Source organism: Bradyrhizobium sp. SZCCHNRI3052, assembly GCF_032484895.1.
Taxonomy (GTDB): domain Bacteria; phylum Pseudomonadota; class Alphaproteobacteria; order Rhizobiales; family Xanthobacteraceae; genus Bradyrhizobium.
The window spans coordinates 20,450-46,842 of record NZ_JAUETW010000002.1; the positions used below are offsets into that span (position 1 = coordinate 20,450).

Consider the following 26,393-nt stretch of genomic DNA (forward strand, 5'->3'; position numbering starts at 1 on the left):
TCTCCGGGCGCTGAACTTAATGATGCGCACCGTTGTATTTACCGATCTAGGACGGACTCAATGATGCGAGTCGTTGCCGTCGTGCTCCGCAGAATTCGATTGGTCATCAGCTAAGGTACGACTCGGGGACCCCCACCCCCAACCCCTCCCCGCAAGGGGGAGGGGAACTCACCGCGTTCGCCGCTCCAGATCGAATCCAACGTCTGGCGCCACGCCAATCAAGCTTGCCGCCCTCGCTTGTCCCCCAGCGACAACGCGCCCCCTCACGCTCCCCGCCTTGTGTTGTCAATTTCCTCGCCACCCCTGTAAAATCTCCCTTGGGAGGAGGCTGGCCCGTGGCGACGGGCGGCCGACAAGGATGATCGAAGGATACGATCCTTATCTCGTCGCGCTCTCGGTCGTGATCGCGAGCCTGGGTGGCTATACCGGTTTCAGTCTCACCGCGCGCATCCGCAGCGGGCCGGGAGAGAATGCGCGCGTGCTGCTGTCCGGCGCCGCCGGGATTCTGGCCGTGGGCATCTGGACCATGCATTTCGTGGGCATGATGGCGGCGCCACTGCCGCCTGATGCCGTCTATCTGGTGCTGCCGACCATCATCTCGTTCCTGATCTGCGCGCTCGTGATCGGCATCTCGCTGTTCTTCGTCAGCATCGGCGATCCCTCCCCCCGGCGCGTCGTCCCTTCCGCGCTGCTGCTCGGCGCCGGCATCGCCAGCATGCATTATGTCGGCATGCACGGCCTGTCCGGCTCATTCGGGCTGACGCATGATCCGGCGCTGGTGGCGCTGTCGGTGGCGATTGCGATCGGCGCCGCCTATGGCGGCCTGCGCATCTTCCTGGCGCGGCAGGACGGGCTGCGGCTCGCCATCAGCGCGGTTGCCTTCGGCATCGCCGTGTCCGGCATGCATTACACGGCGATGCTGGGAATGCATGTCGTGCCGATGGGCGAGGGACACGATCACGCCGCACCAGGACTTGCTGCGTCGCCGCAAGCGCTCGCGATCGTCGTCGCCGTGCTGTGCTTCGTCATCGCCGCCGGATTTTTGCTGTCGCTGGTGCCGGACCCGCGCCGTCAATCGCAGCCGATGCCGGCCGTTGCCGAGGCTGCGCCGCAATTGGCGCCGGAGCCGGCCGCGACGGCGGCCGAGCCGGTGGTCGAGGTCGCCGCTATGAGCCGGGCGACGGCGGCGCCGCTGGGGGGCATCGGCCAGCCGCCGCGCGCGACCGCGGCGCGATTGCCGCTGGAGGGCGCCAACGGCACCCATTTCATCGATGCCGGGGACGTGCGCAGCGTGCGCGCTGATGCGCACTACACGCGGATCCACGACGGCACCCGCGAGCGGATGTGCCCATGGTCGATCTCCGAGGCTGAGGCGCAGCTCGATCCCGGCCGCTTCATCCGCGTGCACCGCAGCCACATCGTCGCGATCGAGCACGTGATCTACGTCGGTCGGGAAGGCGAGGGCGCGATCATCGAGCTCGATGGCCCCTCGAAGCCGCGCGTGCCGGTGAGCCGCGCCAAGGTCGCCGAGGTCAAGGCGCGGCTCGGGCTGCGGCGGCCGGCCTGAGTTCAGCGCTCGTTTCGCTGCTGCAACAGAGCGCCGCCATTCTCCCCAACGCATGCAACACCGCGTGCGCGTCTTGCGCGGCCGCTCACGCCGTCACTCGCGCGATTGGGTCGCCCTCGCTGACGCAATTCGTGCGCGACCAGCCGCATTTCGTGCGATTTCGCCGCTCTCCGTGCCGGCTTCGTTGCGCGGCCAGCGATCCCGATCGACGCTCCGCGCCAATCCGCGATGCGTCCGCGTTCGCACTTCGCTCTCGCAGCACGAACGCCCGCCGCAACAACGCGACGGCCTTGCCGATAAGGCAGGCCAGCACAGGAGAGGAAACGTCATGATTCCTGGCCCGTTCGACTATCACCGGCCGGCGAGCGTCAGCGATGCGATCAAGCTGCTCACCGACCTCGGCGATGACGCGCGACCGCTCGCCGGCGGCCACAGCCTGCTGCCGATGATGAAGCTGCGACTGGCGACCCCGGCGCATCTGATCGATCTGCACGGCATCGCCGGGCTCAAGGGCATCCGCCGCGATGGCGACCGCATCGTCATCGGCGCGATGACCACGCAGGCCGAGCTGCTGGCCTCGACCGAGATCGGAGCCAACCTGCCGATCCTGCACGAAACGGCGCTTTTGATCGCCGATCCGCAGGTGCGCTACCGCGGCACGCTCGGCGGCAACGTCGCCAATGGCGATCCCGGCAACGACATGCCGGCGCTGATGCTGGCGCTCGATGCAAGCTACCGTCTGGAGGGGCCGAACGGCGCCCGTGATGTCGCGGCGCGCGAGTTCTACCAGGGCGCCTATTTCACCGCGCTGGAGCCGGGCGAGATCCTCACCGGGATGAGCATTCCCGTTCCGCCTGTGGGACACGGCTACGCCTATGAGAAGCTGAAGCGCAAGGTCGGCGACTACGCGACCGCCGCGGCGGCCGTCGTGCTGACCATGGCCGGCGGCAAGGTGGCGAGCTGTGTGATCGCACTCACCAATCTGCACGAGACGCCGCTGCTCGCGACCGACGCGGCGAACGCCGTGATCGGCACGGCGCTCGACGATGCCGCGCTGAAGGCCGCTGCGAATGCAGCGCGCGCGATCATGCAGCCGGCGTCCGATGCGCGCGGCCCGGCCGAGTACCGCATCCATGTCGGCGGCATCATGGTGATGCGCGCCCTGCAGCGCGCGGCGAGCCGGTCGAAGTAACAGCGTTAGCGGACACCGCGGCCCGGCATGCGGTGCTACCTCGCCACGCGGCGAGCTCTCTCATCTCCCTCCCCCCTTGTGGGGGAGGGGCGGGGAGGGGGGTAGCCCCAAGCGATACTTCCGCCGTGGACCCCCACCCCCGACCCCTCCCCGCAAGGGGGAGGGGAGCTCACCGCCCGGGAGGCTGATAGCCGGGCCAAAGCTCAAACAAATTTCAAGGGAGCACCAAATGCCCAAAACCCATATCACGATGAAGGTGAACGGCAGCGAGGTCGAAGGCCTCGCCGAGCCGCGCACGCTGCTGGTTCATTTCCTGCGCGAGCAGGCGCAGCTCACCGGCACCCATATCGGCTGCGAGACAAGCCATTGCGGCGCCTGCACCATCGACATCGACGGCATGAGCGTGAAGAGCTGCACCATGCTCGCGGTGCAGGCCAACGGCTGCGAGATCACCACGATCGAGGGCATGGCCAACGCCGACGGCACACTGTCGCCGCTGCAGGAAGGCTTCCGCATGATGCACGGCCTGCAATGCGGCTTTTGCACGCCCGGCATGATTTTGCGCGCGCATCGGCTGCTGCGGGAGAATCCGTCGCCGACGGAGGCGGAAATCCGCGCCGGCATCTCCGGCAACATCTGCCGCTGCACCGGCTACCAGAACATCGTCAAGGCGATCCAATACGCCGCCGCCAAGATCAACGGCGTGGAATTCCAGGAGGCCGCGGAATGAACGACCTGACTCCCACGCGGGAACAACGCGAAGCCGCGCTCGAAGGCATGGGCTGCCGGCGCAAGCGCGTCGAGGACATCCGCTTTACCCAGGGCAAGGGCAACTACGTCGACGACGTCAAGCTGCCGGGCATGCTGCACGGCGACTTCGTGCGCTCGCCGCATGCGCATGCGCGGGTGAAGGCGATCCACACCGAGGAGGCGCTGAAAGTGCCCGGCGTGCTCGCGGTCATCACCGCCGAGACGCTGAAGACCGTCAACCTCGCCTGGATGCCGACCTTGGCCGGCGACGTGCAGATGGTGCTCGCCGACGGCAAGGTGCTGTTCCAGAACCAGGAGGTCGCCTTCGTCGTCGCGACCGACCGCTATGCCGCCGATGACGGCGTCTCCAAGGTGGTGGTCGAATACGAGCCGCTGCCGGTGCTGGTCGATCCGTTCAAGGCGATGGACCCGGACGCCCCCGTTCTGCGCGAGGATCTCGCCGGCAAGACCACAGGCGCACACGGCCCGCGCAAGCATCACAACCACATCTTCGAATGGAGTGTCGGTGACAAGGAACTCACCGACGCCGCGTTCAAGAAGGCCGACGTCACCATCAAGGAGATGATCTCGTATCACCGCACCCATCCGTCGCCGCTCGAGACCTGCCAGTGCGTCTGCTCGTTCGACAAGATCAAGGGCGAGCTGACGATCTGGGGCACCTTCCAGGCGCCGCATGTGATCCGCACCGTGGTGTCGCTGATCGCCAAGATCCCCGAGCAGAAGATCCACGTCATCGCGCCGGACATCGGCGGCGGCTTCGGCAACAAGGTCGGCGCCTATCCCGGCTATATCTGCGCCGCGGTGGCCTCGATCGTCACCGGCAAGCCGGTGAAATGGGTCGAGGACCGCATCGAGAATCTGACCGCCACGGCGTTCGCGCGCGACTATCACATGACCACCGAGATCGCGGCGACCAAGGACGGCAAGGTCACCGGCCTGCGCGTCCACGTGCTCGCCGACCACGGCGGCTTCGACGCCTGCGCCGACCCGTCGAAATGGCCGGCCGGCTTCTTCAACATCGTCACCGGCTCCTATGACTTCCCGGTCGCGCATCTCAGCGTCGACGGCGTCTACACCAACAAGGCGCCGGGCGGCGTTGCCTATCGCTGCTCGTTCCGCGTCACCGAGGCGGCCTATTGCATCGAGCGCGGCATGGACATTCTCGCGCAGAAGCTCGGTATGGACCCGGCGGAGCTGCGCCTGAAGAATTTCGTCAAGCCGGAGCAGTTTCCCTATCACTCGGCGCTGGGCTGGGAGTACGATTCCGGCGACTACCACACCGCCATGCGCAAGATGATGGAGAGCGTGGACTACGCCGGTCTCCGCAAGGAGCAGGCCGAGAAGCGCGCCGCCTTCCAGCGCGGCGAGACCCGCGAGATCATGGGCATCGGCGTCTCCTTCTTCACCGAGATCGTCGGCGCCGGTCCGTCGAAGAACTGCGACATCCTGGGGATCGCGATGTTCGATTCCTGCGAGATCCGGCTGCACCCGACCGGCGCCGGCATCGCGCGGATGGGCACCAAGAGCCAGGGCCAGGGGCACGAGACCACCTGGGCCCAGATCATCGCCAGCGAGATCGGCATTCCCGCCGACAACATCATGGTCGAGGAGGGCAACACCGACACCGCGCCTTATGGCTTGGGCACCTACGGCTCGCGCTCGACGCCGGTGGCCGGCGCGGCCATCGCGATGGCCGCGCGCAAGATCAAGGCCAAGGCGCAGATGATCGCGGCCTACAAGCTCGAGGTCCATGAGGACGATCTCGAATGGGACATCGACGGCTTCCGGGTCAAGGGTCTGCCCGAGAAGGTGATGTCGATGAAGGACATCTGCTGGGCGGCCTACAACTCGGTGCCGCCCGGCATGGAGCCGGGGCTGGAGGCGGTGAGCTACTACGATCCGCCCAACATGACCTATCCGTTCGGCGCCTATCTCTGCGTGATGGACATCGATGTGGATACGGGCGTGTACAAGGTCCGACGCTTCTATGCGCTGGATGATTGCGGCACCCGCATCAACCCGATGATCATCGAGGGCCAGATCCATGGCGGCCTCACCGAAGCCTTCGCCATCGCGATGGGCCAGGAGATCCGCTACGACGCCGAGGGCAATGTCGTCACCGGCTCGTTCATGGACTTCTTCATGCCGACCGCGGTGGAGACGCCGCATTGGGAGACCGACTTCACGGTGACGCCTTCGCCGCACCATCCGATCGGCGCCAAGGGCGTCGGCGAAAGCCCCAATGTCGGCGGCGTGCCGGCGTTCTCCAATGCGGTCAATGACGCGTTCTCGTTCCTGGGCGCGACGCACATCCAGATGCCCCACGACTTCTGGCGCAACTGGCAGGCGGCGAAGAACCTGGGCGTGGTGGCGTAGGCTATATCCAAGTGCACCTTCGTCATTGCGAGGAGCGAAGCGACGACTTGTCCGCCATAGCCCGAAGGGCGACGGCGGAAGCAATCCAGAGTCCCGCCCATCACCCTGGATTGCTTCCGCCTACGCCCTGCGGGCTTCGGCGGACACGTCGCTTCGTTCGCAATGACGCGGAGAGAGTGGAGCTATAACGGCATCGGCAGTGCGCTCCCCTTCCCCTTGCGGGGAGGGGTTGGGGGTGGGGGTCTCCGGCGGCGGTGTCGCCTGATGCTACCCCCCTCCCTAGCCCTCCCCCACAAGGGGGGAGGGAACGCACTGGCTTCGCGGTGAGATCGAGAATCAAACGCTGATGAAAGCCCGCGACGACATCGCACAATCGCTCTCCGCCTGCGGTTATATCGCCGACGGCGAGCTCGCGACTGCCATCACCTTGATGCAGCTCCTCAGGCGGCCGCTGCTGCTGGAAGGCGAGGCCGGGGTCGGCAAGACGGAGGTCGCCAAGGCGCTCGCCTGCGTGCACGGCACCGAGCTGATCCGTCTGCAATGCTATGAAGGTCTCGACCAGAGCTCGGCGCTGTACGAGTGGAACTACCAGCGCCAGCTGCTCGCGATCGAGGCGCATCGCGGCCAGCCGGACACCATCGAGGACCAAATCTTCTCCGAGAAATATCTGCTGGAGCGGCCGCTGCTTGCGGCGATCCGCCGCGCCACGCCGCCGGTGCTGCTGATCGATGAGATCGACCGCGCCGACGACGAATTCGAGGCGTTCCTGCTGGAGCTCCTGTCGGACTTCCAGGTCTCGATCCCGGAGCTCGGCACCATCAAAGCAATCAGCATCCCGCACGTGGTGCTGACCTCCAACGGCACCCGCGAATTGTCCGACGCGCTGCGCCGGCGCTGCCTCTATCACTACGTCGACTATCCCGACGTCGATCGCGAGGCCCGCATCATTCTGGCGCGGATCGACGGCGCCTCGGCGCAACTGGCCCTGCAGATCGCGCGCCTCATCGACTCCTTGCGCAAGGAGGAACTGCGCAAGGTGCCCGGCGTCGCCGAGACGCTGGACTGGGCGGCGGCACTGGTCGGGCTCGACGTGCGCGATCTCAAGGACCAGCCGGAGATGGTGCATGACACCTTGATGTGCCTGCTCAAGACCCATGAGGACCGCGCGCGGATCACGCGCGAGGTCACGGCGCGGCTGCTGGGGAAGGTCGCATGAGCTGCTGTGGCACCACACCCGACCACGAGGACATGAACGCGGTCGCGCGGCTGGTCGCGGGACGCCTCGGTGCATTTCTCAAGACGTTGCGCGACAACGGCTTTGCGGTCGGCCTGTCGGAGGGGCAGGACGCGGCGGCCGTGATGAGTGCGGGCTATGCCGATAAGCCCGGCCTGTTGCGCTCCGCCTTCAAGCACCTGCTTTCGGCGCGCAAGAGCGAGTGGGATCGCTTCGACGGCCTGTTCGACGCGTTCTGGCTCGGCAAGCGCGTGCGCTCGCGCTCGCTGGTCGCCGGCGCGACGGCGAGAGCGAACAGCCCGTCGCTGAAGAGTCTGCGGGATGCGAATGCCGGTCAGCCGGAGCCTCACGGCGCGACCGATCAGATTCCCTCTGACGAAACCCCACGCGACGCGGGCGGCGAGGGCCTGCGCGAAGGGGCATCGCGCGTGGAGTCCATCAGCGATACCGACTTCCGCAAGCTCGCAGATCCCGACCAGGTCGCGCTGGCGCACGAGGCCGCGGCGCGGCTCGCCCGGGCGATGCGGACACGGCTGACGCGCCGCGATCAGTTGCGGCGCAAGGGCGAGCGGCTCGACCTGCGCCGCACCATCCACCGCAACATCAGCCATGGCGGCGTGCCGATTGCGCTGGTGCACCGGCGACGCAAGCACAAGCCGCTGCGGCTGGTGGTGCTGCTCGACGCCTCCGGCTCGATGAGCCCCTACACCGCGGTGTTCCTGCGCTTCATCCACGGTGTGCTCGACGCCTTTCATGAGGCCGAAGCGTTCCTGTTTCACACCCGGCTTGCCTATGTCTCGGATGCGATGAAGGAGAAGGATGCCGCGCGGGCGCTCGACCGTCTCTCGATGATGGCGCAGGGCGCCGGCGGCGGGACGCGGATCGGCGAGAGCCTGCAGACCTTCAATCGCTGGCACGCGCCGCGCGTCATTCATTCGCGGACCTGCGTGATGATCGTCTCCGACGGCTACGACACCGGTGACCCAGCCTTGCTCGGCCGCGAGATGGCGCAGCTGTCGCGCCGCTGCCGCCGCATCGTCTGGCTCAATCCGATGCTCGGCTGGGACGGCTATGCGCCGGAAGCGCGCGGCATCAAGGCCGCGCTGCCCTTCGTCGATCTCTACGCGCCCGCGCATACGTTGAGCTCGCTCGCGGCGCTGGAGCCTTATTTGGCGAGGTTGTGAGGATGCGGATGCGCGGCATCGTTGTGAGCTCAAGGCGCGCTGTCGCAGCATCGGTGGTGCGCTCCCTCCCCCCTTGTGGGGGAGGGCTGGGGAGGGGGGTACCCCGACATCGGGCAAGACGCCCCCCTCCCTAGCCCTCCCCCACAAGGGGGGAGGGAACATACCTTCTCTGTCGAAGCAGTGTGCTTCCGACAGTCCGCAGAGGAGGCAGTCATGACCGCTGCTCCCGAACTGCTCGATCTCGCCGCGCAACTGAAAGCCAACGACGAGAGCTTCGTGCTCGCCACCGTCGTCCGTACGGTGTCGGTGACCGCCGCGAAGGCCGGCGCCAAGGCGATCATCCGCCCCGACGGCAGCATCGTCGCGGGCTGGATCGGCGGCGGCTGCGCCCGCGGCGCGGTGCTGAAGGCGGCGCGCGAGGCGCTCGCCGACGGCATCCCGCGCATGGTCTCGGTGCAGCCTGAGAACCTGCTCGCCGAGCTCGGCGTCAAGCCGGGCGAAACCAGGGAGGGCGTGCGCTTCGCCGCCAACATGTGCCCGAGCAAGGGCACCATGGACATCTTCGTCGAGCCGGTGCTGCCGCATCCCGCGCTGGTCATCCTCGGCGCGAGCCCGGTCGCGATCGCGCTCGCGGCGCAGGCGCGGCCGCTCGGCTATCACGTGACGCTGGCGGCGCCGGCGTCCGATCTCGTCACGACACCGGAGGCCGATGTGCTGATCGATGGCTTCGCGCTGGATCAACCGGCCGGGAGCAGCCGCTTCGTCGTGGTGTCGACGCAAGGCAAGGGCGACGAGGCGGCCTTGCGCGCCGCGCTCGCCTGCGATGCGGCCTACCATGCCTTCGTCGGCAGTCGCCGCAAGATGGACAGCCTGCGCGACAAGCTGATCAGGGCCGGCATCGACGCCGCGCTGCTCGACAAGGTCAAGGCACCGGCTGGCCTCGATCTCGGCGCCATCACGCCGGAGGAGATCGCGATGTCGATTCTGGCCGAGATCACGCAGGTGCGCCGGCGCGGCCAGCGCGGCTGACTTCCGTCATGGCGCGAGCGGCAGGTCGAACGAGACCCTGAGCCCATCCGGCGCGAAGTCGCGCGTGACCTCGCCTTTCAGGGCCGCGCCGAGAATGCGCTCGAACAGCAGCGAGCCGAAGCCGTTGCTCGCAGGTGGTGAGACCTGCGGCCCGCCGTTCTCCTCCCAGGACAGCTTGAGCCGTCCGTCGGCATGGGTCCAGCTCAGCGTCACCCCTCCTGCATCGTTCGACAGCGCGCCGTATTTCACCGCGTTGGTGACGAGCTCGTGCAGCCCCATCGACAGATACAGCGCGACGCCCGGCGGAAGCGGCACGCCAGGACCGTCGACCGTGACACGGTCGCCTTGCAGCGGCGCCAGTTCGGCGCAGACCAGCTCATCGAGCGCGATCGCCTCGCGGCCGCGATCCAGCGCCAGCGCGTGGCTACGGGTCAGCGCGGCAATGCGGCCGCGCAGCACCTCGCCGAACGCGGCCAGCGCCGAATCGGCGCGGATGCTGAGCGCGATCACGCTGTCGACCAGCGCCAGCGTGTTCTTGACACGGTGATTGAGCTCATGGACGAGCACGCGATGGTGCTGCTCGATCGTGCGCCGCCGTGCATTCTCGGTGCGCAGCGCGATCTCGTCCATCACGATCTCGCTGAGCTCGGTGAGCTGGGCGATGTCGTCGTCGCTCCACGGCCGCGGCTCGTGATCGATGGCGCAGAGCGCGCCGATCACCTCGCCGCTCGGCAGCCGCAGGGGGACGCCGAGATAGGCGATCACGCCGAAAACCGGCACCGCGAGATTGTCCTTCACCAGCGGATGCTCGTTGGCGTCGCTGATCACCAGCGGCTGCGCCGAGGTCACGACGTGCTGGCAGAAGGAGTGGCTGAGCGGCGTCTCGCGCAGCGACGCCCACGGCTCGCACAGGCCGACCGAGCTCTTGAAGAACTGCCGGTCGCGATCGACCAGCGCGATGATCGCCGCCGGAGCCTGCAGCAGCCGCGAGGTCAAGCGGGTGACGCGATCGAAGCCCGGCTCCGGCGGCGAGTCGAGCAGCTCGGTCTGCAACAGGGCAGTCAATCGGTCTGGCGCGGAGGCGTCGCGATCGGACGTCATGCAGCTTTCGTCGGTCGGGCGTTCAGCCAGTGACAGGTTGCAAGACGGACCGGACGGAGCGCAAATCCGGAGCCGGTCGATCGTGCGGCGCAGTGGTATTCGGCTGGAACGAAGCCGGCGCAGAGACGAGATGAAGCCATCAACGCGGCCATCGCCGCGCCTCAGGGGCGGGGCGAATCCCGGTTCCACGCAGGTAACCAAGTGGCAGACTATGGCCTGACCAAGGCAAGCTTGGCATTCCGCCGCAGGTTCTCTTTGGTATCCATTATATCCGTCAGCCCCCCTTGACCGCACCCGCCGTCAGGCCGGCCACGATCTGCCGCTGCGCGAACACGGTCAGCAGCAGCACCGGCAGGGTCACGATCAGCGCGGCCGCCGCGAGCGGCCCCCAAGAGAGCTGATCGAACGAGATCATGTTGTAGACCGCGACCGGCAAGGTGCGGGTCTCGCGTCCGGCCAGCACGATGCCGAACACGAAATTATTCCAGGAGAAGATCACCGCGAGGATGAAGGCGACGGCGAGGCCGGGCTTCGCCACCGGCAATGCCACGTGACGGAAAACCTGCCAGCGTGTCGCGCCATCGATACGCGCGGCTTCTTCGAGCTCGATCGGCGTGGTCTCGAAATAGCCGATCATGATCCAGATCACGATCGGCACGGTGACGACGAGATGGATGATGATCTGCGGCCATAGCGTGCCGAGCAGGCCGAGCCACTGGAACAAGAGGAACAGCGGGATCAGATAGGACAGGCCCGGCGTGATGCGCGCGATCAGGATCACGATCGCGGACTTGTGCGCGGCCATGCGGGCGATGCCGTAGCCGGCGGGCACGCCGACCAGCATCGCGAGCGCCGTCGCGCCGCCGGTCACCACCAGGCTGTTCTTGAAGTAGGTGAAGAAGCGGTTGGACGACAGCACGTCGGCATAGTTCTTCCAGGCGAAATGCTCCGGCCAGAACACCGGCGGATACGCGGCGTTGTCGACCTCGTACTTCACCGACAGCGAGATCATCCAGAGGAAGAACAGGATCGCCGGCGAGACGATGAGGAAGACGCCGAGCGCGAGCCCGAGCCGGCCGAGGATGGTCTGCGCGCTCATGTGTCGCTCCCCAGCGCATTCCACTGCGCGCGGCGGCGCAGCACCAGCAAGAGCGCAGTCAGCGCGATGATCAGCGCGAAGAACACCACCGCGATCGCCGACGCATAGCCGAGGTCGTAATAGACGAAGGCGACGCTGTAGAGATAGAGGTTGATGGTCTCCGACGCCGAGCCGGGCCCGCCTTGGGTGATCGCGAAGATGATGTCGAAGCTCTTGATCGCGTCGATGGCGCGGATCATCGCGGCGATGAACAGGAACGGCATGATCAAGGGCAGGGTGATGTAGCGGAACATCTGCCAGGTGCTGGCGCCGTCGATCTGTGCGCTCTCGTACGGCTCCGTCGGCAGCGAGGCGATGCCGCCGAGCACGATCAGCATCACCAGCGGCGTCCACTGCCAGGTCTCGACCAGCACCAGCGAGGGGATCACCGTACCCGGATGGAATACCCAGAGCTGCGGCGGCAGGCCGACCAGCGACAGCAGGTAGTTGAGGATGCCGAGCTGCGGATGGAACATCATCGTCCACACCAGGGCGATCGCCACCGGCGTCGCCATCATCGGCATGATGAACAGCGCCCGCAGCAGTCCCCGGCCGGGGAAGCGGGCATGGAAGATCACCGCCGCGAAGGTGCCGAGCACCAGCGGCAGCAGCACCGATAGAGCCGTATAGGACAGCGTGTGCCCGACCGACTCGACGAAGCGGGGATCGGCCGGCAGCCTGAGATAGTTCGACAGCCCGACGAATGTCGTTGGCGAACCGACCTTCCACTCCTGGAAGCTCATCCAGATCGTGAACAGCCAGGGGAAGATGATCACCGCCAGCACGGTGACCAGCGCCGGGATGACGAACGGCCAGTACGACGGCGGCCGCAGCGCACGTTCCGGCGCAGCCGCCTCCGCTGCCGCGCCGGCCTGTTCGACGATCGTGCTCACGCTTTCTCGCTGCGCTCCAGGATGGGGCGGAACTGTTCGTGCGCCTTCTTCAGCTCGGTGGCGGGATCGGCGCCCGACAGCGTCGCGGTCAGCGCCGCACCGACGAGATCGCGGAATTCGGCGACCGGGATGATCACGGGCAGGCCGAGCTTGGAGATCTTGCCGGAGTCGATCGCCGACTGCAGCCACTCCTTCGGCATCTTCACGCCGCCCTGGACCCCGGGGTCGTTGAGCACCGAGTTGCGGAACGGCACGCCGCCGCCGGCCTGCACCAGGCGGGCGCCCTGCGGCTTCGACACCAGCCACTGGCACAGCAGCCAAGCGGCTTCCTTGTTCTTGCTCGCGGCCGCAATGCCGATGCCGTCGCCATAGGTCGCCGAGTACTGCCCCCTCGGTCCTGCGGGCACCACGGTGTAGCCGACCTTGCCGACCACGCGCGAGGCGTTGGGATCCTCCAGCGGCGGCGCCCAGCCGACGCCGTCGATCCACATCGCCGAGCGGCCTTGCGTGAACGAGGCCATCGACTCCATCCAGTTGAAGCCGGCCACGCCCGGAGGCGCGCAGGTCGTCAGCAGCTTCTGATACAGCTTGGTGGCCTCGATTGCCTCGGGGCCGTCGGTCAGGATGTTGCCCTTGGCGTCCAGGAACTCGCCGCCATAGTTGAGGAAGAAGTTCGTCCACAGGGTCATGTTGGCGTTGCGCAGGCCGCGTCCGACAAATCCGAACGTGCCGTCCTTGGCATCGGTCAGCTTCTGCGCCGCCGTGACCATCTCGTCGAGCGTCTTCGGCACTTCGACGCCCTTCTTCGCGAACAGCTCCTTGTTGTAGTAGAGGATGAAGTAGTCGACCGACCATGGCAGCGAGAACATCCGGCCCTTGTCGTTGCTGGCGTAAGTCAGGCCGGCGGCGGAGAAATCGCTCTGCACGAGGTCCGGCGCCGTGAGGTTAGGATCCTTCATGAAGTCGGTGATGTCGGCGAGCCAGCCGGCCTTCTCGAACTGCCGCTTCTGCACGTGATAGCTGAGATGGACGACGTCGAAGCTCGGCTTGCCCGACGACAGCTCGATCACGACCTTCTGCCGCTGCTGCTGCTCCGGGATCTGCTCGGATTCCACCTCGATGCCGGTCAGCGCGGTGAATTCCTTGATGTTCTTCTGCAGATTGTCGCCGCGCGGGCCCTTGGCCAGGATCACCTCGAGCTTGGTGCCGGCATATTTCTTCCACTGCGGCTCGGACCAGGCAGGCTGGCCGGTGAGCGCCAGCGCGCCTGCTGCTGCCGTGCCTGCAAGCATGTTGCGGCGCGTGATCGCGGTCATTCGTATCCTCCCCAGGATCATTCTTCTTTGATCTGGAAGTGTAGCGTGATCTGGCGGCGCTGCAACAGCGCGTTGCCGGTTCGGCTGGGGATGCGATGACGCAGCGTGGTGCGATGCGGCAAGCAGCTCACGTATCGGCCTCGGCCGCGAAATCCGCGCGCTCCAGCAGCCACGACAGCGCGAAGCCGGCGACGAGTCCCCAGAACGCGGCGCCGATATTGAGCAGCGGCACGTCGGCCACCGTGACGAGAAAGGCGATCAGTGCGCCCAACGAGAACCGCGTCTTGAACGCGGTCACGAACGCCGTTTGCAGCACGCGCAGCATGGCGAGGCCCGCCAGCGCGGTGATCAATGATTTCGGCGCGATCAGCAGCAGCGTGGTGAAGGTCGGCGCCAGCAGGCCGAAGCCGAGCGCAAGCACGCCCACCACCATCGCCGCGGTATAGTGGCGCTTGCGCTCGCCGCCGGAGACGACGATCGCGTTGGTCGGTCCGGTCAGGCAGGTCGAGACGCCGCCGACGACAGCTGATAGCACCGAGCCGAGGCCGCAGGCCACGGTGACGAGATTGACCGGCGGCTTGTGACCGGCGGCGGTCAGCACCGCAAAGCCCTGGCCGTTCTGCACCACCAGCACGGTGACCGCGAGCGGCACGATCAGCTCGATCATGGCCGCGAGCGACCAGGATGGCGTCGGGATCACCGGATGGATCAGCGCGATCTGCAGCGACGCATTCTGATCATACTTGCCGAACAGGAGAGCCGCGAGCGTGCCGATGACGAGCGCGCCGATGATTGGCGGGCAGCGCCGGCCCAGCGCAGGGAGTGCGGTCAGCAGCAGCCAGAGCACGACCATCGGCCCGGCGATGGCAAAGTCGGCGAACACGGCGCGGACGAGATCGAGGCCGAAGCGCAGGAATACGCCGGCGACCATGCCCATCACGATCGGCATCGGCACCAGCTGCATCGCGCGCTTGACCCAGCCGGTGAGCCCGAGCACCAGCATCAACAGCGCCGTACCGTAGAACGCGCCGACCACCTGCGGGAAGCTGAGATGCGTCAGCGACTGGCCGACCAGGACGGTGCCCGGAATGGTCCAGAACAGCACCAGTGGCTCGTGATAGCGCCACGACAGCAGCAGTGTGATCAGGCCGTTGATGAAGAACACGCCGAAGATCCACGACGCGATCTCCGCCTGCGACAGCCCGCCATTGGCGCCGACCGACAGGATGATGGCGACCGGTCCGGTGATCGCGAACAGCCAGCCGATGAAGCCGTGCGAGGCGTAGAGCGGACCGAAGTCACTGGAGATCTGGCCGAGGCTGGGCGGCGGTCCGGCGGGACGTTCGATGGCGCTGAACATGAGGGCGGGGCTCGGGGCTGGGGTTCTTGTTTGCTCGCATCTCCAGGGGATGCTGGCCGAACAGGACGGCCTGTGCAAGGCACGGGGCTGATCGGCGGATTACGCTTCGCTAATCCGCCCTACAGGTTCGAGCGTAGGGCGGATTAGGCGAAGCCGTAATCCGCCGCAAATCTTGAATTCATGCATCCGCTGCGAGTAGGCTTACGTTGGTTTCGACTCGAAGCTCGATCCATGCCCAACTATCGACGCGCATTCGTTCCAGGCGGTTGTTGGTTTTTCACGCTGAATCTGCTCGATCGGCGTCAGAGCTTGCTGATCGATCACATCGACGTCCTGCGCTCCGCGGTCGCCGCCACGAAGCGGCGTTTTCCTTTCGAGATCGATGCCTTCGTGGTGATGCCCGATCATCTTCATGCCGTCTGGACCTTGCCGCCCGATGACGCCGACTTCTCGATGCGCTGGCGGCTGATCAAGAACCGCTTCGCGCGGGCGCTTCCAAGGACAGAAAATCTCAGCCCCACTCGTGTGGTGCGGCAGGAGCGCGGCATCTGGCAGCGCCGATTCTGGGAGCATCTTATCCGCGACGAAGAAGATTATGCCCGTCACGTGGAGTATTGTTACATCAATCCGGTGAAGCATAGCTTCGTCAGCCGCGTCGCGGACTGGCCGCATTCTTCGTTTCATCGCGATGTGCGCGCAGGAATGTTTCCTGCGGACTGGGCGGGTGATGTCGAGGTCAGCGGAACGTTCGGAGAGCGTTGACGGAGTCAAGTTTGTCTCGAAATCCCGTGCTGTGTGGTGGCGGATTACGCTTCGCTAATCCGCCCTACGCTCGACCCGTAGGGCGGATTAGGCGCAGCCGTAATCCGCCGTATGTATCCGCGCTAAAGGGGCAATCTTCTGCCCGTCGACCAAATCACCTCATTGCTGCAAATCCTGTCCACCCCTTCGGATAAAAATAAATCGCTTGACGATTTCGCAAAATCAGCATTATGGTCCCGCTCGTTCCGTTGCGTCGGAGGGGACGTACCGCGGTCGTCATGGACGTCGGCAACGGAATGCGATGGGCGGGTCGGGTCGCAGCGTGATTCAGTTCGCGTCGACGAACGATGCGGCCCGCACGGTCAAGTCGCGCGGTCCTGGCACCCCGAAGCTGGTGTCCCGCGTAACGCGCGCAAGCGCGTTGCGCGCACGGTGGCCAACAAGCCGGCGCACCGGGGAGAACGCGAAGCAGCCGTCAAAACCGTCGCGCAGGGAGGGCCGGGTGTGTTCGGCCAGACCTGTGGTACCTGCCGCCTGCATTTTTTTCAGCAGGCGGGCCACGGGCGCGGCCAGCGCCCGGCCTTCCCTGCGCCCTTCATCTCGTGAGGGCGGCACGATGAGCAAAGCTCGGACGCAAAATGCGTCGCGAGATCGCGGAGCTGCATCGCCAGATGTCGGCAGACAATGTTGCCATGAAAGACACCGCGGGCGTCGTTGCGAGCGCAGCGACTTGTCCGCCGGAACTCGGAGAGCGTAGGCGGAAGCAATCCAGGATCTCTCCGTTGAGGCACCCTGGATTGCTTCGTCGCTGCGCTTCTCGCAATGACGGCGTATGGGGCAAGCTGCCCACCCTCCCCTGGAGGGGGAGGGTCGCCTCACGACGAGCGAAGCGAGACGTGAGGCGAGGTGGGGTGATCTCTCCACTTGCACCAGAGCCTGCGGAGAGATCACCCCACCCCGCTCGCCCGCTTCGCGTGCGATCGACCCTCCCCCTCCAGGGGAGGGTGGGCCAAATCGAGTTCTAGCGCGAGAAGGATGAGGCGACGTTCGCAGACAACCGAGGTCAGTCGAACAGGCTCGACACCGATTCTTCCGCCGCCGTCCGCCCGATCGCCTCGGCGATCAGCGGGGCGATCGCCAGCGTGCGGATGTTGGGGGCGTTGCGGACCGCTTCGGTCGGCATGATGGAGTCGGTGATGACGAGCTCCTTCAGCCGCGACGAGGTGATGCGGGACGCGGCACCGCCGGAGAGCACGCCATGCGTGATGTAGGCGTAGACGTCCTTGGCGCCGTATTTGAGCAGCGCATCCGCCGCGTTCACCAGGGTGCCGCCGGAATCGACGATGTCGTCGATCAGGATGCAGGTGTGGCCGGAGACGTCGCCGATCACGTTCATGACCTCGGACTCGCCGGGACGCTCGCGGCGCTTGTCGACGATGGCGAGCGGCGTGTTGATGCGCTTGGCCAGGCCTCGGGCGCGCGCCACGCCGCCGACGTCCGGCGAGACGACCATGAGGTTGGAGAGATCGAAGCGATCCTTGATGTCGCGCACCATCAGCGGCGAGGCAAAAAGGTTATCGGTCGGGATGTCGAAGAAGCCCTGGATCTGGCCGGCGTGCAGATCCAGCGTCATGACGCGGTCGACGCCCGCATGGGTGATCAGGTTCGCGACGAGCTTGGCCGAGATCGGCGTGCGCGAGTTCGATTTGCGATCCTGCCGCGCATAGCCGAAATAGGGCACCACGGCGGTGATGCGGCGCGCGGAGGCGCGGCGCAGCGCATCGGTGATGATCAGGAGCTCCATCAGCAGGTCGTTCGCCGGATAGGACGTCGATTGAATGATGAAGACGTCGGAGCCGCGGACGTTCTCCTGGATCTCGACGAAGATCTCCATGTCGGCGAAGCGCCGGACCACCGCTTTCGTCAGCGGCAGCCCGAGTTCAGCGGCGATGCCGGCGGCGAGAGCCGGATTGGAGTTGCCGGCGACGAGTTTGATGGAGCCGTTCTTGGCCGACATCGTGAATTCTCCTCGCGTCTCGCTGGAGACCTTGTTCAGCATATCGGGCTATCCATGGAACCGGCAGTTTTGCACGGGCGAGGTGATATCAAGGACACCGCGCGCATGGCAACCCGCCGCGGGTGTTTTTCCCGGCCAAAAACGGCGCAAAATGCGCCTCTTTGCCTAATGGTCGGTGTAGCCGAGGGCCGCGACGCTGGTGCCGCCGGACGCCGGCGACGCGGGCTCGGCCACGGCGACCGCGGGGCCGCGGGTGGCCGGTGCCGCCGGTGGCGCGCCGTCGGCGGGCGCGGTGCCGTTCAGCATGTTCGAAAGTCCGCTGAAGCCGGCCTGCGCGATTTTCCGAAGGACCATGTCGTCGACATTGTTCCACGGATCGCGGCCGCCGCGTCCGACCGGCTCTTCGCCCGACAGCCGCAGCGCGCGCTGCTGATTGCGATCGTAGACGTCGAACACCCAGGCGATCACGCTCTTGCCGCTGACGACCTGGGCGGAGAGATAGGTGCGGACACGATAGGCCGCCGGAGCCTCGCGCGACACGATGGCGAGGCTACGCAGCTTGGACTCGCTGTCGAGCACGCTGACCATGCGGTCGAAGATCTGCGGCGGCGGGCCGTCGATCTGCTCGAAGGCGATCGTGGCGCTATCCGATGCAGGCGCCATCGCATAGGCGTTGGACGCACCACCGCTGCTGGTCGCGCAGCCGCCGAGCGTTGCAGCGGACGTCATCAGCAAAACGGCAACGCAGGCGTGCTGCGCAGCGCGGCTGATCCGTCGAAGTGGTGTCGGCGCTCCCCTCATCGTCGGGAGCGATATCGTTAAAATCGATTAACGTCTAGGTCGCGGCTGCCACAGATTAGGACAGAGTGCACTCAGTTGTACAGAAAGGGTTAAGCAATCCACATGCGGCCACAATGGCGCCCCGCTTCAGCCTTCGAGCATGATGGCATGGACGTGCCGGCCATAGTCCGGCTCCCTGCGATGCACAGAGCGGCGGTAACTGAAGAAGCGCTCATCGGCATAGGTGTCGAGGCCGAGGTCGTCGATCAGCAGCACGCCGGCGTTTTCCAGCCGCATCCGGATGAAGCCGGCGAGGTCGAACATTGCGTGGCCGTCGCGCGTCGAGGGCAGGAAGAAGCGCGCGTGCTCGGCGTCGTCGTCGAGGAAGCGCGTGACGAACTCGGCGCCGACTTCATAGCTCGGCTGGCGGATCAGGGGGCCGACGGCGGCGACGACCTGCCCGCGCTCGGCGCCAAGCTCCTCCATCGCCTGCAGCGTGGCTTCGAGCACGCCGGTGAGCGCGCCTTTCCAGCCGGCATGGGCGGCGCCGATGACGCGCCTCTCGGGGTCGGCGAACAGGATCGGCCCGCAATCGGCCGTGGTGACGCCGATCGCGAGATTCGGCGTTGCGGTCACCAGCGCGTCGGCCTTCGGCCTGACCGGGCTGTCCCAGGGCCCGGTCGCGACCACGACGTCGGGCGAATGGATCTGGTGCAGGCTGAGGAACTGGTCGGGCGCGACGCCGAGATGGGCGGCCATGCGGCGGCGGTTTTCCCGGACGTTCTCCGGCACGTCATTCGATCCGAGCCCGCCATTGAGGCCGGCATAGATGCCGTCGGAGACGCCGCCCTCGCGGGTGAAGAAGGCGTGGCGCAGGCCAGGGATCGCGGACATCACATCCGATGATACCAGCATCACGCGCCTCCCGTGTTCTCGTTGGTGTGTTCGTCGCTGATGCCCGCCAGCACCGGAATGGCCGGATCGGAGATGCCGAGCACCTTGAACAGCGACCCCATTCCGCCGCGGCCGCCGCCGGTCAGGCGCTTCAGCCCGCTCGCGATGTCCTGCGAGACTTCCGGCGACGCCTTCTGCATCAGGGTCAGCGCGCGGGTTTCGATGCCGAGCCGCTGCAGGAACTCGCCCTGCGTGACCGGGCCGTGAACGCGCGCGCCGACGGCTTCCGCGGCCCGCGCCAGCGCGTCGAAATCGACATGGGCGGTGATGTCGGCAAGCCCCGGTGTCTTGAGGGGATCAGCGAAGCTATGACGGGCGATGGCCTGGAAGGTGTCGCCGACGTCGCTGCGCACATGGCCGTAATCGATGATTACGGCGGCGCCGCGCTGGTCGCGGATGCGCCTGGCGATGGCCATCATCTCCATGTTCGGCCGCCATTCGAAGATCGCGCCGGCCGGCGCGGCGCGCACCAGCGGCGGCAGCAGCAGCTCGAAGCCGGGCGTCGGATCGGCGGCCGCGCCGTAGACGAAGTTCTCCTCCTCGTCGAGCTCGACGACGCGCTCGTGCCAGCCGGTCTCGCGCCTGATCATCTGGTGGATCGGCAGCACGTCGAAATACTCGTTGGCGAAGATGACGCTGGGGCCCTCCGGCACCTCGTCGAAGCTCTCGTGCCAGTTGACGTTGCGCAGGCCGGTCAGCGTCGCCTTCTGCTTTTCGCGCAGGACAGGATTGACCTCGACCAGGTGGACCGAGATCGTCTGGTACAGCGGCGGCAGCACGCGCAGCGCCCGCAGCGCATCCGACATCATGGTGCCGCGGCCGGGGCCCAGCTCGATCAGCCGGAATTGCTGCGGCGATCCCGTCGCCTTCCAGATCGAGGCCGCCCACAGCCCGAGCAACTCGCCGAACATCTGGCTCACTTCGGGGGCGGTGGTGAAGTCGCCCTCGCGTCCGAGCGGATCGCGCGAGATGTAGTAGCCGTGCTCCGGATGCATCAGGCACAGCTCCATGTAGCGCCAGACCGGCATCGGGCCGGACGCCTTGATCAGCCGCTTGATCTCGGTGTGGAGCGGAGAGGTTTCGATCACGGATTGGCCTGCAGCGGGGGAGTGGCTTGATGTGTCCCGTGCTTGCGCAGCGCCCGCGCCACCAGGATGGCGCCGATGATCAGCATCGGCACCGACAGCACCATGCCCATGGTCAGGCCACCCCAGAGAAAGCCCAATTGCTTGTCGGGCTCGCGGAACAGCTCGCTGGTGATGCGCGCCGCGCCATAGAGGGTGATGAAGCTGCCGAGGATCAGGCCGGCCCGTTTCAGCGCGCCGAACCGGATCATGATCGCCAGCACGATGAACAGCACGATGCCTTCGAGGCCGGCCTCGTAGAGCTGGCTCGGATGGCGCGGGAGATGGGTCGGATCGCGCGGGAAGATCATCGCCCAGGGCACGCTTGCATCGGCGGCACGGCCCCACAGCTCACCATTGATGAAATTGGCGATGCGGCCGAGCAGCAGGCCGATGGGCGCGACCGCAGTGGTGACGTCGCCGAGCGAGAGGATCGGCAGGCCGTTGCGGCGGGCGAACCAGATCACGGCGAGCACGCAGCCCATGAAGCCGCCATGGAACGACATGCCGCCGTTCCACAGCTCGAAGATCTCGAGCGGATGATCGATGAAGAACGGCAGGTTGTAGAACAGCACGTAGCCGGTGCGGCCGCCGAGGATGATGCCGATCGTGACCCACAGGATGAAGTCGTCGAGCTGGACCAGCGACACCGGCGCCGGGCCGCCCCACAGCCGCTCCTTCTTGAGCAGCGAGCGAGCGTAGAGCCAGCCGATCACGATGCCGCAGATATAGGCCAGCGCGTACCAGCGGATCGCGAACGGGCCGATCGCGATCGCAACCGGATCGAACACGGGGAAATCGATGAGGAGAGGCGTCATTCACTGGCTTTCGTGGACACGGCGTCCCGCTTCCGGAAGCCCCCGGGCGATGCGGGCTTCGAACGAGCCCCGCCACATGAACGGGCGCGGCGCGATGTGATCTCAGGGCTGCTCATACCAGCGCCGCGGGCCGGCGCAACAAGTACGATGACAAGGAAACCAAGGCATGACAAGACGGCCCATCTTGCGGGCGGCGACAGGGATCGCCATTCTGTCTTCCATTATCTTGCTCGTCGCGGGACGCGGAGTTTCTCACATGACCCAGACCAACAACCGGTTTTTCGACGAACTCGGCCGCCTGATGAACGATGCCGCAGGTGCCGCCCAGGGCATGAAGCGGGAGGTCGATTCCGTCATCCGCAACCAGGCGGAGAAGATCCTGAACGACCTGGACATCGTGAAGCGCGAGGAGTTCGAGGCGGTCAAGGACATGGCCCGGCTCGCCCGCGAGGAGAACGAGGCGCTGAAGGCGCGGATCGCGGCGCTGGAAGCCAAGCTGGGTGGTGCGGCCGGCACGCCGCCGGGCGCCGGCAGCGCGGATGGCTGACGCCGCGGCCGGGTCGCCCTGGGACGGGAGGGGCAGGCGGCCCCTTCATTTCCTTGTCATTTCCCGGGTTTGCCGCTAGAACGCCGCCACGTCCGCGGCCCCCGCACCCCTGGAGGCTTGCCGAAGGACGTCCAGCAACGGGCCGCATTGCGGCCTTTAACTTTTTAAAACAAGGACTTAACACGATGGCGACCGTCAGAGAACTGAAGGCGACCGCCCGTCCGTCAGTCGGCAAGGGGGCCGCACGGGCAGAGCGTCGCGCCGGGAGAGTGCCCGGAGTGATTTATGGAGACAACCAGCCCCCGCTGCCGATCTCGGTGGAAGACCGCGAGCTGCGCCAGCGCATCCTCGCAGGCCGGTTTCTGACCACGATCTTCGACGTCACCCTCGACGGCAAGAAGCACCGGGTGATCCCGCGCGACTTCCACCTCGATCCGGTCAAGGACTTCCCGATCCACGTCGACTTCATGCGGCTCGGCCAGGGCGCGACCATTCGCGTCAGCGTGCCGCTGCATGTGGTGGGCTCGGAAGGCGCGCCGGGCGTCAAGCGCGGCGGCACGGTCAACATCGTGACCCACACGCTCGAGCTCGAGTGCCTCGCGGAGAACATTCCGCAGTACATCGAGGCCGATGTCAGCGCGCTCGAGATCAACCACTCGCTGCACATCTCCGATGTCAAGCTGCCGACCGGTGTGAAGACGCTCTCGCGCGACGACGCGACGCTCGTCACCATCGTGCCGCCGTCGGGCTATGGCGAGGAGCAGAAGGCGGCTGCTGGCGCCGCAGCGGCGCCCGCTGCTGCTGCTCCGGCTGCCGCTGCGAAGGCTCCCGCGGCCGCTGCCAAGGCGCCGGCTGGCGGCGACAAGAAGAAGTAAGCCGTTCCGCTTCTGGGAAGCACGGGCGGGTCCCGTGCTTCTCGAAGCGACGGCGGGGGCGGATGCCGCGTCATGCTGCTGTTTGTCGGCCTCGGCAATCCCGGCGCGAAATATGCGCGCAACCGGCACAATATCGGCTTCATGGCCGTTGACGAGATCGCGCGGCGTCACCGCTTTTCGCCGTGGCGACGCAGGTTTCAGGGCGAGACCTCGGAAGGCACGCTCGACTCCGAGCGCGTCATCCTGCTCAAGCCCACGACCTATATGAACGAATCCGGCCGCGCCGTGCAGGAAGCGGCCAGCTTCTTCAAGCTCGGCGTCGGCGACGTCACGGTGTTTCAGGATGAGCTGGAATTGTCGCCGGGCAAGCTGCGCGTGAAGGTCGGCGGCGGCATTGCCGGCCATAACGGGTTGCGCTCGATCTCGGCGCATCTCGGCAACGACTATCGCCGCGTCCGGCTCGGCATCGGTCATCCCGGCGTCAAGGAATTGGTGCACGGCCATGTGCTGTCGGACTTCGCCAAGTCCGACATGCCCTGGGTCGAGGCGCTGTGCGAGGCGGTGGCCGACAATGCGGGTTTGTTGACGGGCAAGCGCGACTCCACCTTCGCCAACAAGGTGCATCTGGCGCTGCAGGCCAAAGGTTTTCTGGACAAGGGCGATGCCGGCGCCGCGTAAGGCGCCCCGGGCCCTCGCCTCAAGAGGATGCGAGACGGATCATGGGATTCAAATGCGGGATCGTCGGCTTGCCCAACGTCGGCAAGTCGACGCTGTTCAACGCGCTGACGGAGACGGCGGCGGCGCAGGCCGCGAACTATCCGTTCTGCACCATCGAGCCGAATGTCGGCGAGGTCGCGGTGCCAGACCCCAGGCTCGAGAAGCTTGCGGCGATCGCCAAGTCGGGCCAGATCATTCCGACGCGGCTGACCTTCGTCGACATCGCCGGCCTGGTGCGCGGCGCCTCCAAGGGTGAAGGCCTCGGCAACCAGTTTCTCGCCAACATCCGCGAGGTCGACGCGATCGCGCATGTCGTGCGCTGCTTCGAGGATTCCGACATCACCCATGTCGAGGGCAAGATCGCCCCGCTCGCCGACATCGAGACCATCGAAACCGAGCTGATGCTGTCCGATCTCGACAGCCTCGAGAAGCGGGTCGACAACCTCGCCAAGAAGGCCAAGGGCGGCGACAAGGACGCCAAGGAGCAGTACGAGCTGGTCACCCGTGCTCTGGTGCTGCTGCGCGACGGCAAGCCCGCGCGGCTGCTGGAGCGCAAGCCGGAGGAGGAGCGCGCCTTCGGCATGCTCGGACTGCTCACCTCCAAGCCCGTGCTCTACGTCTGCAATGTCGAGGAAGGCTCGGCCAAGGACGGCAACAGCTTCTCAAAGGCGGTGTTTGAGCGCGCCAAGGAGGAGGGCGCGGTCGCCGTCGTGATCTCGGCCAAGATCGAGTCCGAGATTGCGACGCTGTCGCGCGAGGAGCGAGTGGATTTCCTGGAGACGCTCGGGCTCGAAGAGGCAGGTCTCGATCGGCTCATCCGCGCCGGCTATCAGCTGCTCGACCTGATCACCTACTTTACGGTCGGTCCGAAGGAAGCGCGCGCCTGGACCATTCACCGCGGCACCAAGGCGCCGGCGGCGGCCGGCGTCATTCACACCGATTTCGAGAAGGGCTTCATCCGCGCCGAAACCATCGCCTATGCCGACTATGTCGCGCTCGGCGGCGAGGCGGGCGCCCGCGAGGGTGGCAAGCTGCGCCTCGAAGGCAAGGAGTATGTCGTCGCCGACGGCGACGTCATGCACTTCCGCTTCAACAACTAAGGCCGTGCGGGGCGGCTACATCCGCCCCTGCTCGCGGATCGCGCCGAGATGCTCGTTGATGCGGAAGACGATCAGCACGAACTCGGCGATGATGCGCGAGAACACCATGCCGACGATGATGCCGGCGAGCGACGACAACAGCATCAGGAAACCGCCGAACGGGCTGATCGCCATTTCGGAGAGGCCCGTGAAAATGCCGCGAATTCCCGACAGGATGATCAGCGCAATCACGAGCCAATAGAACGTCTTGATGATGGTGGGCGTGATGAAGCGGTCCCACTGGAACAAATCGCGAAATTCCAACATCTTGATCCCCCGGCCACGTCCGAATCGGTCGTCAAATCCGTCTTTAAGTCGTGTTCGAATTGCGCGCCAGACGGCATCGGCGGCAGCCGAATTCGTTCCGGTATATGGCGCCTTCTGGCACTCTCTTGCGACTGGACCGGGCGTCAGCCATGCGAGCGGCCCGGTTGTGATTGCTGCAAAGTGCGGCCACAATCGGGCTTCTTTCAGCCATTCCCAACCTCATGACCCTCACCTTCGAAGATTTTCCGCAAGGCCCGTTCGGCAGCTTCGGCCCGCGACACGTCACCCGCGACGAGATCATCGCCTTCGCGTCTGAGTTTGATCCGCAGCCGATGCATCTGGACGAACTGGCTGCCTCGCAGTCGATGCTCAAGGGTCTGTCCGGCTCGGGCTGGCACCTCTGCTCGCTGATGATGCGCATGATGTTCGACGGCTTCATCGGCCGCACCGCTTCGCTCGGCTCGCCGGGCGTCAACGAGGTCCGGTGGCTGTCGCCGCTGCGTCCTGACGATGAGCTGATGCTCGATGTGGAGGTTCTGGAAGCGCGGGTGTCGCGGAGCCGTCCGTCGACCGGGATCGTCACCTTCAAATGCAGCGTGCGCAACAAGGCTGGCATGAGACTTTGCGAGATGGTTTCTCCCATCATCGTCGAGCGCCGTGAGAGCCGCGGGCAGGTGGGCTGATGCGCTTTTTCGAGGATCTTCAGGTCGGCCAGCGCCGCGAGCTCGGCTCCTACACGTTCACTGCCGAAGAGATTAAGCGCTTTGCCATTCAATTCGATCCGCAGCGCTTTCATCTCGACGAGGAAGAGGGCCGCCGGTCGCTGTTCGGCGGGCTCGCGGCATCGGGATGGCACATCGGCTCGGTCTGCATGAAGCTGATCGTCGCGGACAATCAGCGACTGCTGGAGATCGCGCGCACGCGTGGCGAGCCGATCGCTCTCGGAGGTCCTTCTCCCGGCTTCCGTGATCTGCGCTGGCACAAGCCGGTGCTTGCAGGAGATACGATCAGCTTCTCGAGCGAGATTGATTCGCTTCGCGAGTCGGCCTCGCGCCCGGAGTGGGGCATCCTGCAGGCGCGCAATACCGGCATCAATCAGCGCGACGAGCTGGTGTTCTCTGTGCTTGCGTCGGCCTTCGTCCCTCGACGGAACAACGGTTGAGGCGAAAAGGTCACGCTTCGTAGGATTGTCGGCGCGGAACGAACTTCGCGCTAACGCATTCTGAACTCCG

The 26,393-nt window shown here is 66.1% G+C and carries 26 protein-coding genes; 14 read left to right on the forward strand and 12 right to left on the reverse strand.

Annotated features, from left to right (window positions below; translation table 11 throughout):
• Window positions 1-358: 358 nt before the first annotated feature.
• From QW887_RS05250 to QW887_RS05280, 7 genes are all read left to right on the forward strand, one after another.
• A complete protein-coding gene (locus tag QW887_RS05250; RefSeq protein WP_315826168.1) occupies window positions 359-1,567 on the forward strand; it encodes an MHYT domain-containing protein in 1,209 nt (402 codons plus the stop codon).
• A gap of 328 nt (window positions 1,568-1,895) precedes the next feature.
• Complete coding sequence (locus QW887_RS05255; protein ID WP_316194240.1) at window positions 1,896-2,759, forward strand: xanthine dehydrogenase family protein subunit M; 864 nt, start codon at window positions 1,896-1,898, stop codon at window positions 2,757-2,759.
• A 229-nt stretch (window positions 2,760-2,988) separates the two neighbouring features.
• Window positions 2,989-3,489, forward strand: coding sequence for a (2Fe-2S)-binding protein (locus tag QW887_RS05260; protein WP_315826170.1), 501 nt, complete (start codon window positions 2,989-2,991; stop codon window positions 3,487-3,489).
• Window positions 3,486-5,906 (forward strand): aerobic carbon-monoxide dehydrogenase large subunit, encoded by a 2,421-nt coding sequence (locus tag QW887_RS05265; RefSeq protein ID WP_315826171.1) that lies wholly within the window; start codon window positions 3,486-3,488, stop codon window positions 5,904-5,906. Before QW887_RS05260 ends, QW887_RS05265 begins: the two co-directional genes overlap by 4 nt.
• 346 nt (window positions 5,907-6,252) lie before the next feature.
• Window positions 6,253-7,122, forward strand: coding sequence for a MoxR family ATPase (locus QW887_RS05270; protein ID WP_315826172.1), 870 nt, complete (start codon window positions 6,253-6,255; stop codon window positions 7,120-7,122).
• Window positions 7,119-8,324, forward strand: a complete 1,206-nt coding sequence (locus tag QW887_RS05275) for a VWA domain-containing protein (protein WP_315826173.1) — start codon at window positions 7,119-7,121, stop codon at window positions 8,322-8,324. The genes QW887_RS05270 and QW887_RS05275 overlap by 4 nt, the downstream gene beginning before the upstream one ends.
• A gap of 213 nt (window positions 8,325-8,537) precedes the next feature.
• Window positions 8,538-9,353 (forward strand): XdhC/CoxI family protein, encoded by an 816-nt coding sequence (locus QW887_RS05280; protein ID WP_315714067.1) that lies wholly within the window; start codon window positions 8,538-8,540, stop codon window positions 9,351-9,353.
• A gap of 6 nt (window positions 9,354-9,359) precedes the next feature.
• Here QW887_RS05280 and QW887_RS05285 read toward each other — a convergent pair whose 3' ends face one another.
• From QW887_RS05285 to QW887_RS05305, 5 genes are all read right to left on the reverse strand, one after another.
• Window positions 9,360-10,454, reverse strand: coding sequence for an HWE histidine kinase domain-containing protein (locus QW887_RS05285; protein WP_315826174.1), 1,095 nt, complete (start codon window positions 10,452-10,454; stop codon window positions 9,360-9,362).
• Window positions 10,455-10,728: 274 nt separating this feature from the next.
• Complete coding sequence (locus QW887_RS05290) at window positions 10,729-11,553, reverse strand: carbohydrate ABC transporter permease (protein WP_315714069.1); 825 nt, start codon at window positions 11,551-11,553, stop codon at window positions 10,729-10,731.
• A complete protein-coding gene (locus tag QW887_RS05295) occupies window positions 11,550-12,485 on the reverse strand; it encodes a sugar ABC transporter permease (RefSeq protein ID WP_315714070.1) in 936 nt (311 codons plus the stop codon). The genes QW887_RS05290 and QW887_RS05295 overlap by 4 nt, the downstream gene beginning before the upstream one ends.
• Window positions 12,482-13,801 carry a sugar ABC transporter substrate-binding protein gene (locus QW887_RS05300; RefSeq protein WP_315826175.1) on the reverse strand — a complete coding sequence of 440 codons (1,320 nt, stop codon included), beginning with the start codon at window positions 13,799-13,801 and terminating at the stop codon, window positions 12,482-12,484. Before QW887_RS05300 ends, QW887_RS05295 begins: the two co-directional genes overlap by 4 nt.
• A gap of 127 nt (window positions 13,802-13,928) precedes the next feature.
• The gene (locus QW887_RS05305) at window positions 13,929-15,161 is read right to left on the reverse strand and encodes a benzoate/H(+) symporter BenE family transporter (RefSeq protein WP_315826176.1); all 1,233 of its coding nucleotides are present in this window, start codon (window positions 15,159-15,161) and stop codon (window positions 13,929-13,931) included.
• 231 nt (window positions 15,162-15,392) lie between these two features.
• Between QW887_RS05305 and QW887_RS05310 the strand changes: the two genes are divergently transcribed.
• The gene (locus QW887_RS05310) at window positions 15,393-15,923 is read left to right on the forward strand and encodes an REP-associated tyrosine transposase (RefSeq protein WP_315714073.1); all 531 of its coding nucleotides are present in this window, start codon (window positions 15,393-15,395) and stop codon (window positions 15,921-15,923) included.
• A gap of 327 nt (window positions 15,924-16,250) precedes the next feature.
• Here QW887_RS05310 and QW887_RS05315 read toward each other — a convergent pair whose 3' ends face one another.
• From QW887_RS05315 to lgt, 6 genes are all read right to left on the reverse strand, one after another.
• Window positions 16,251-16,484: a hypothetical protein gene (locus QW887_RS05315; RefSeq protein ID WP_315714074.1), complete on the reverse strand. Its 234-nt coding sequence runs from the start codon at window positions 16,482-16,484 to the stop codon at window positions 16,251-16,253.
• Between the two features lie 502 nt (window positions 16,485-16,986).
• On the reverse strand, window positions 16,987-17,940 hold the full coding sequence (locus QW887_RS05320; protein WP_315714378.1) for a ribose-phosphate pyrophosphokinase: 954 nt from the start codon (window positions 17,938-17,940) through the stop codon (window positions 16,987-16,989).
• A 165-nt stretch (window positions 17,941-18,105) separates the two neighbouring features.
• On the reverse strand, window positions 18,106-18,669 hold the full coding sequence (locus QW887_RS05325) for a hypothetical protein (protein WP_315826177.1): 564 nt from the start codon (window positions 18,667-18,669) through the stop codon (window positions 18,106-18,108).
• Between the two features lie 198 nt (window positions 18,670-18,867).
• Complete coding sequence (gene pgeF, locus QW887_RS05330) at window positions 18,868-19,614, reverse strand: peptidoglycan editing factor PgeF (RefSeq protein WP_409977924.1); 747 nt, start codon at window positions 19,612-19,614, stop codon at window positions 18,868-18,870.
• A 20-nt stretch (window positions 19,615-19,634) separates the two neighbouring features.
• The gene (locus QW887_RS05335; RefSeq protein ID WP_315714077.1) at window positions 19,635-20,762 is read right to left on the reverse strand and encodes a class I SAM-dependent methyltransferase; all 1,128 of its coding nucleotides are present in this window, start codon (window positions 20,760-20,762) and stop codon (window positions 19,635-19,637) included.
• Window positions 20,759-21,616 (reverse strand): prolipoprotein diacylglyceryl transferase, encoded by an 858-nt coding sequence (gene lgt, locus QW887_RS05340; RefSeq protein ID WP_315714078.1) that lies wholly within the window; start codon window positions 21,614-21,616, stop codon window positions 20,759-20,761. Before lgt ends, QW887_RS05335 begins: the two co-directional genes overlap by 4 nt.
• Window positions 21,617-21,872: 256 nt before the next feature.
• On the opposite strand from lgt, the gene QW887_RS05345 reads away from it, so the two are divergent.
• From QW887_RS05345 to ychF, 4 genes are all read left to right on the forward strand, one after another.
• Window positions 21,873-22,163: an accessory factor UbiK family protein gene (locus QW887_RS05345; protein ID WP_315714079.1), complete on the forward strand. Its 291-nt coding sequence runs from the start codon at window positions 21,873-21,875 to the stop codon at window positions 22,161-22,163.
• Between the two features lie 185 nt (window positions 22,164-22,348).
• Window positions 22,349-23,038, forward strand: coding sequence for a 50S ribosomal protein L25/general stress protein Ctc (locus QW887_RS05350; RefSeq protein ID WP_315714080.1), 690 nt, complete (start codon window positions 22,349-22,351; stop codon window positions 23,036-23,038).
• A 72-nt stretch (window positions 23,039-23,110) separates the two neighbouring features.
• Entirely contained in the window at window positions 23,111-23,716 is a 606-nt protein-coding gene (gene pth / locus QW887_RS05355) for an aminoacyl-tRNA hydrolase (RefSeq protein ID WP_315714081.1), read from the forward strand.
• Window positions 23,717-23,757: 41 nt separating this feature from the next.
• Entirely contained in the window at window positions 23,758-24,855 is a 1,098-nt protein-coding gene (gene ychF, locus QW887_RS05360) for a redox-regulated ATPase YchF (protein ID WP_315714082.1), read from the forward strand.
• Between the two features lie 15 nt (window positions 24,856-24,870).
• Here ychF and QW887_RS05365 read toward each other — a convergent pair whose 3' ends face one another.
• On the reverse strand, window positions 24,871-25,161 hold the full coding sequence (locus tag QW887_RS05365) for a DUF4282 domain-containing protein (RefSeq protein WP_315714083.1): 291 nt from the start codon (window positions 25,159-25,161) through the stop codon (window positions 24,871-24,873).
• A 221-nt stretch (window positions 25,162-25,382) separates the two neighbouring features.
• Here QW887_RS05365 and QW887_RS05370 point away from each other — a divergent pair, with 221 nt between their 5' ends.
• Both QW887_RS05370 and QW887_RS05375 read left to right on the forward strand, forming a co-directional pair.
• Entirely contained in the window at window positions 25,383-25,844 is a 462-nt protein-coding gene (locus tag QW887_RS05370; protein ID WP_315714379.1) for a MaoC family dehydratase, read from the forward strand.
• Window positions 25,844-26,323: a MaoC family dehydratase gene (locus tag QW887_RS05375; protein ID WP_315826178.1), complete on the forward strand. Its 480-nt coding sequence runs from the start codon at window positions 25,844-25,846 to the stop codon at window positions 26,321-26,323. Before QW887_RS05370 ends, QW887_RS05375 begins: the two co-directional genes overlap by 1 nt.
• Window positions 26,324-26,393 lie beyond the last annotated feature (70 nt).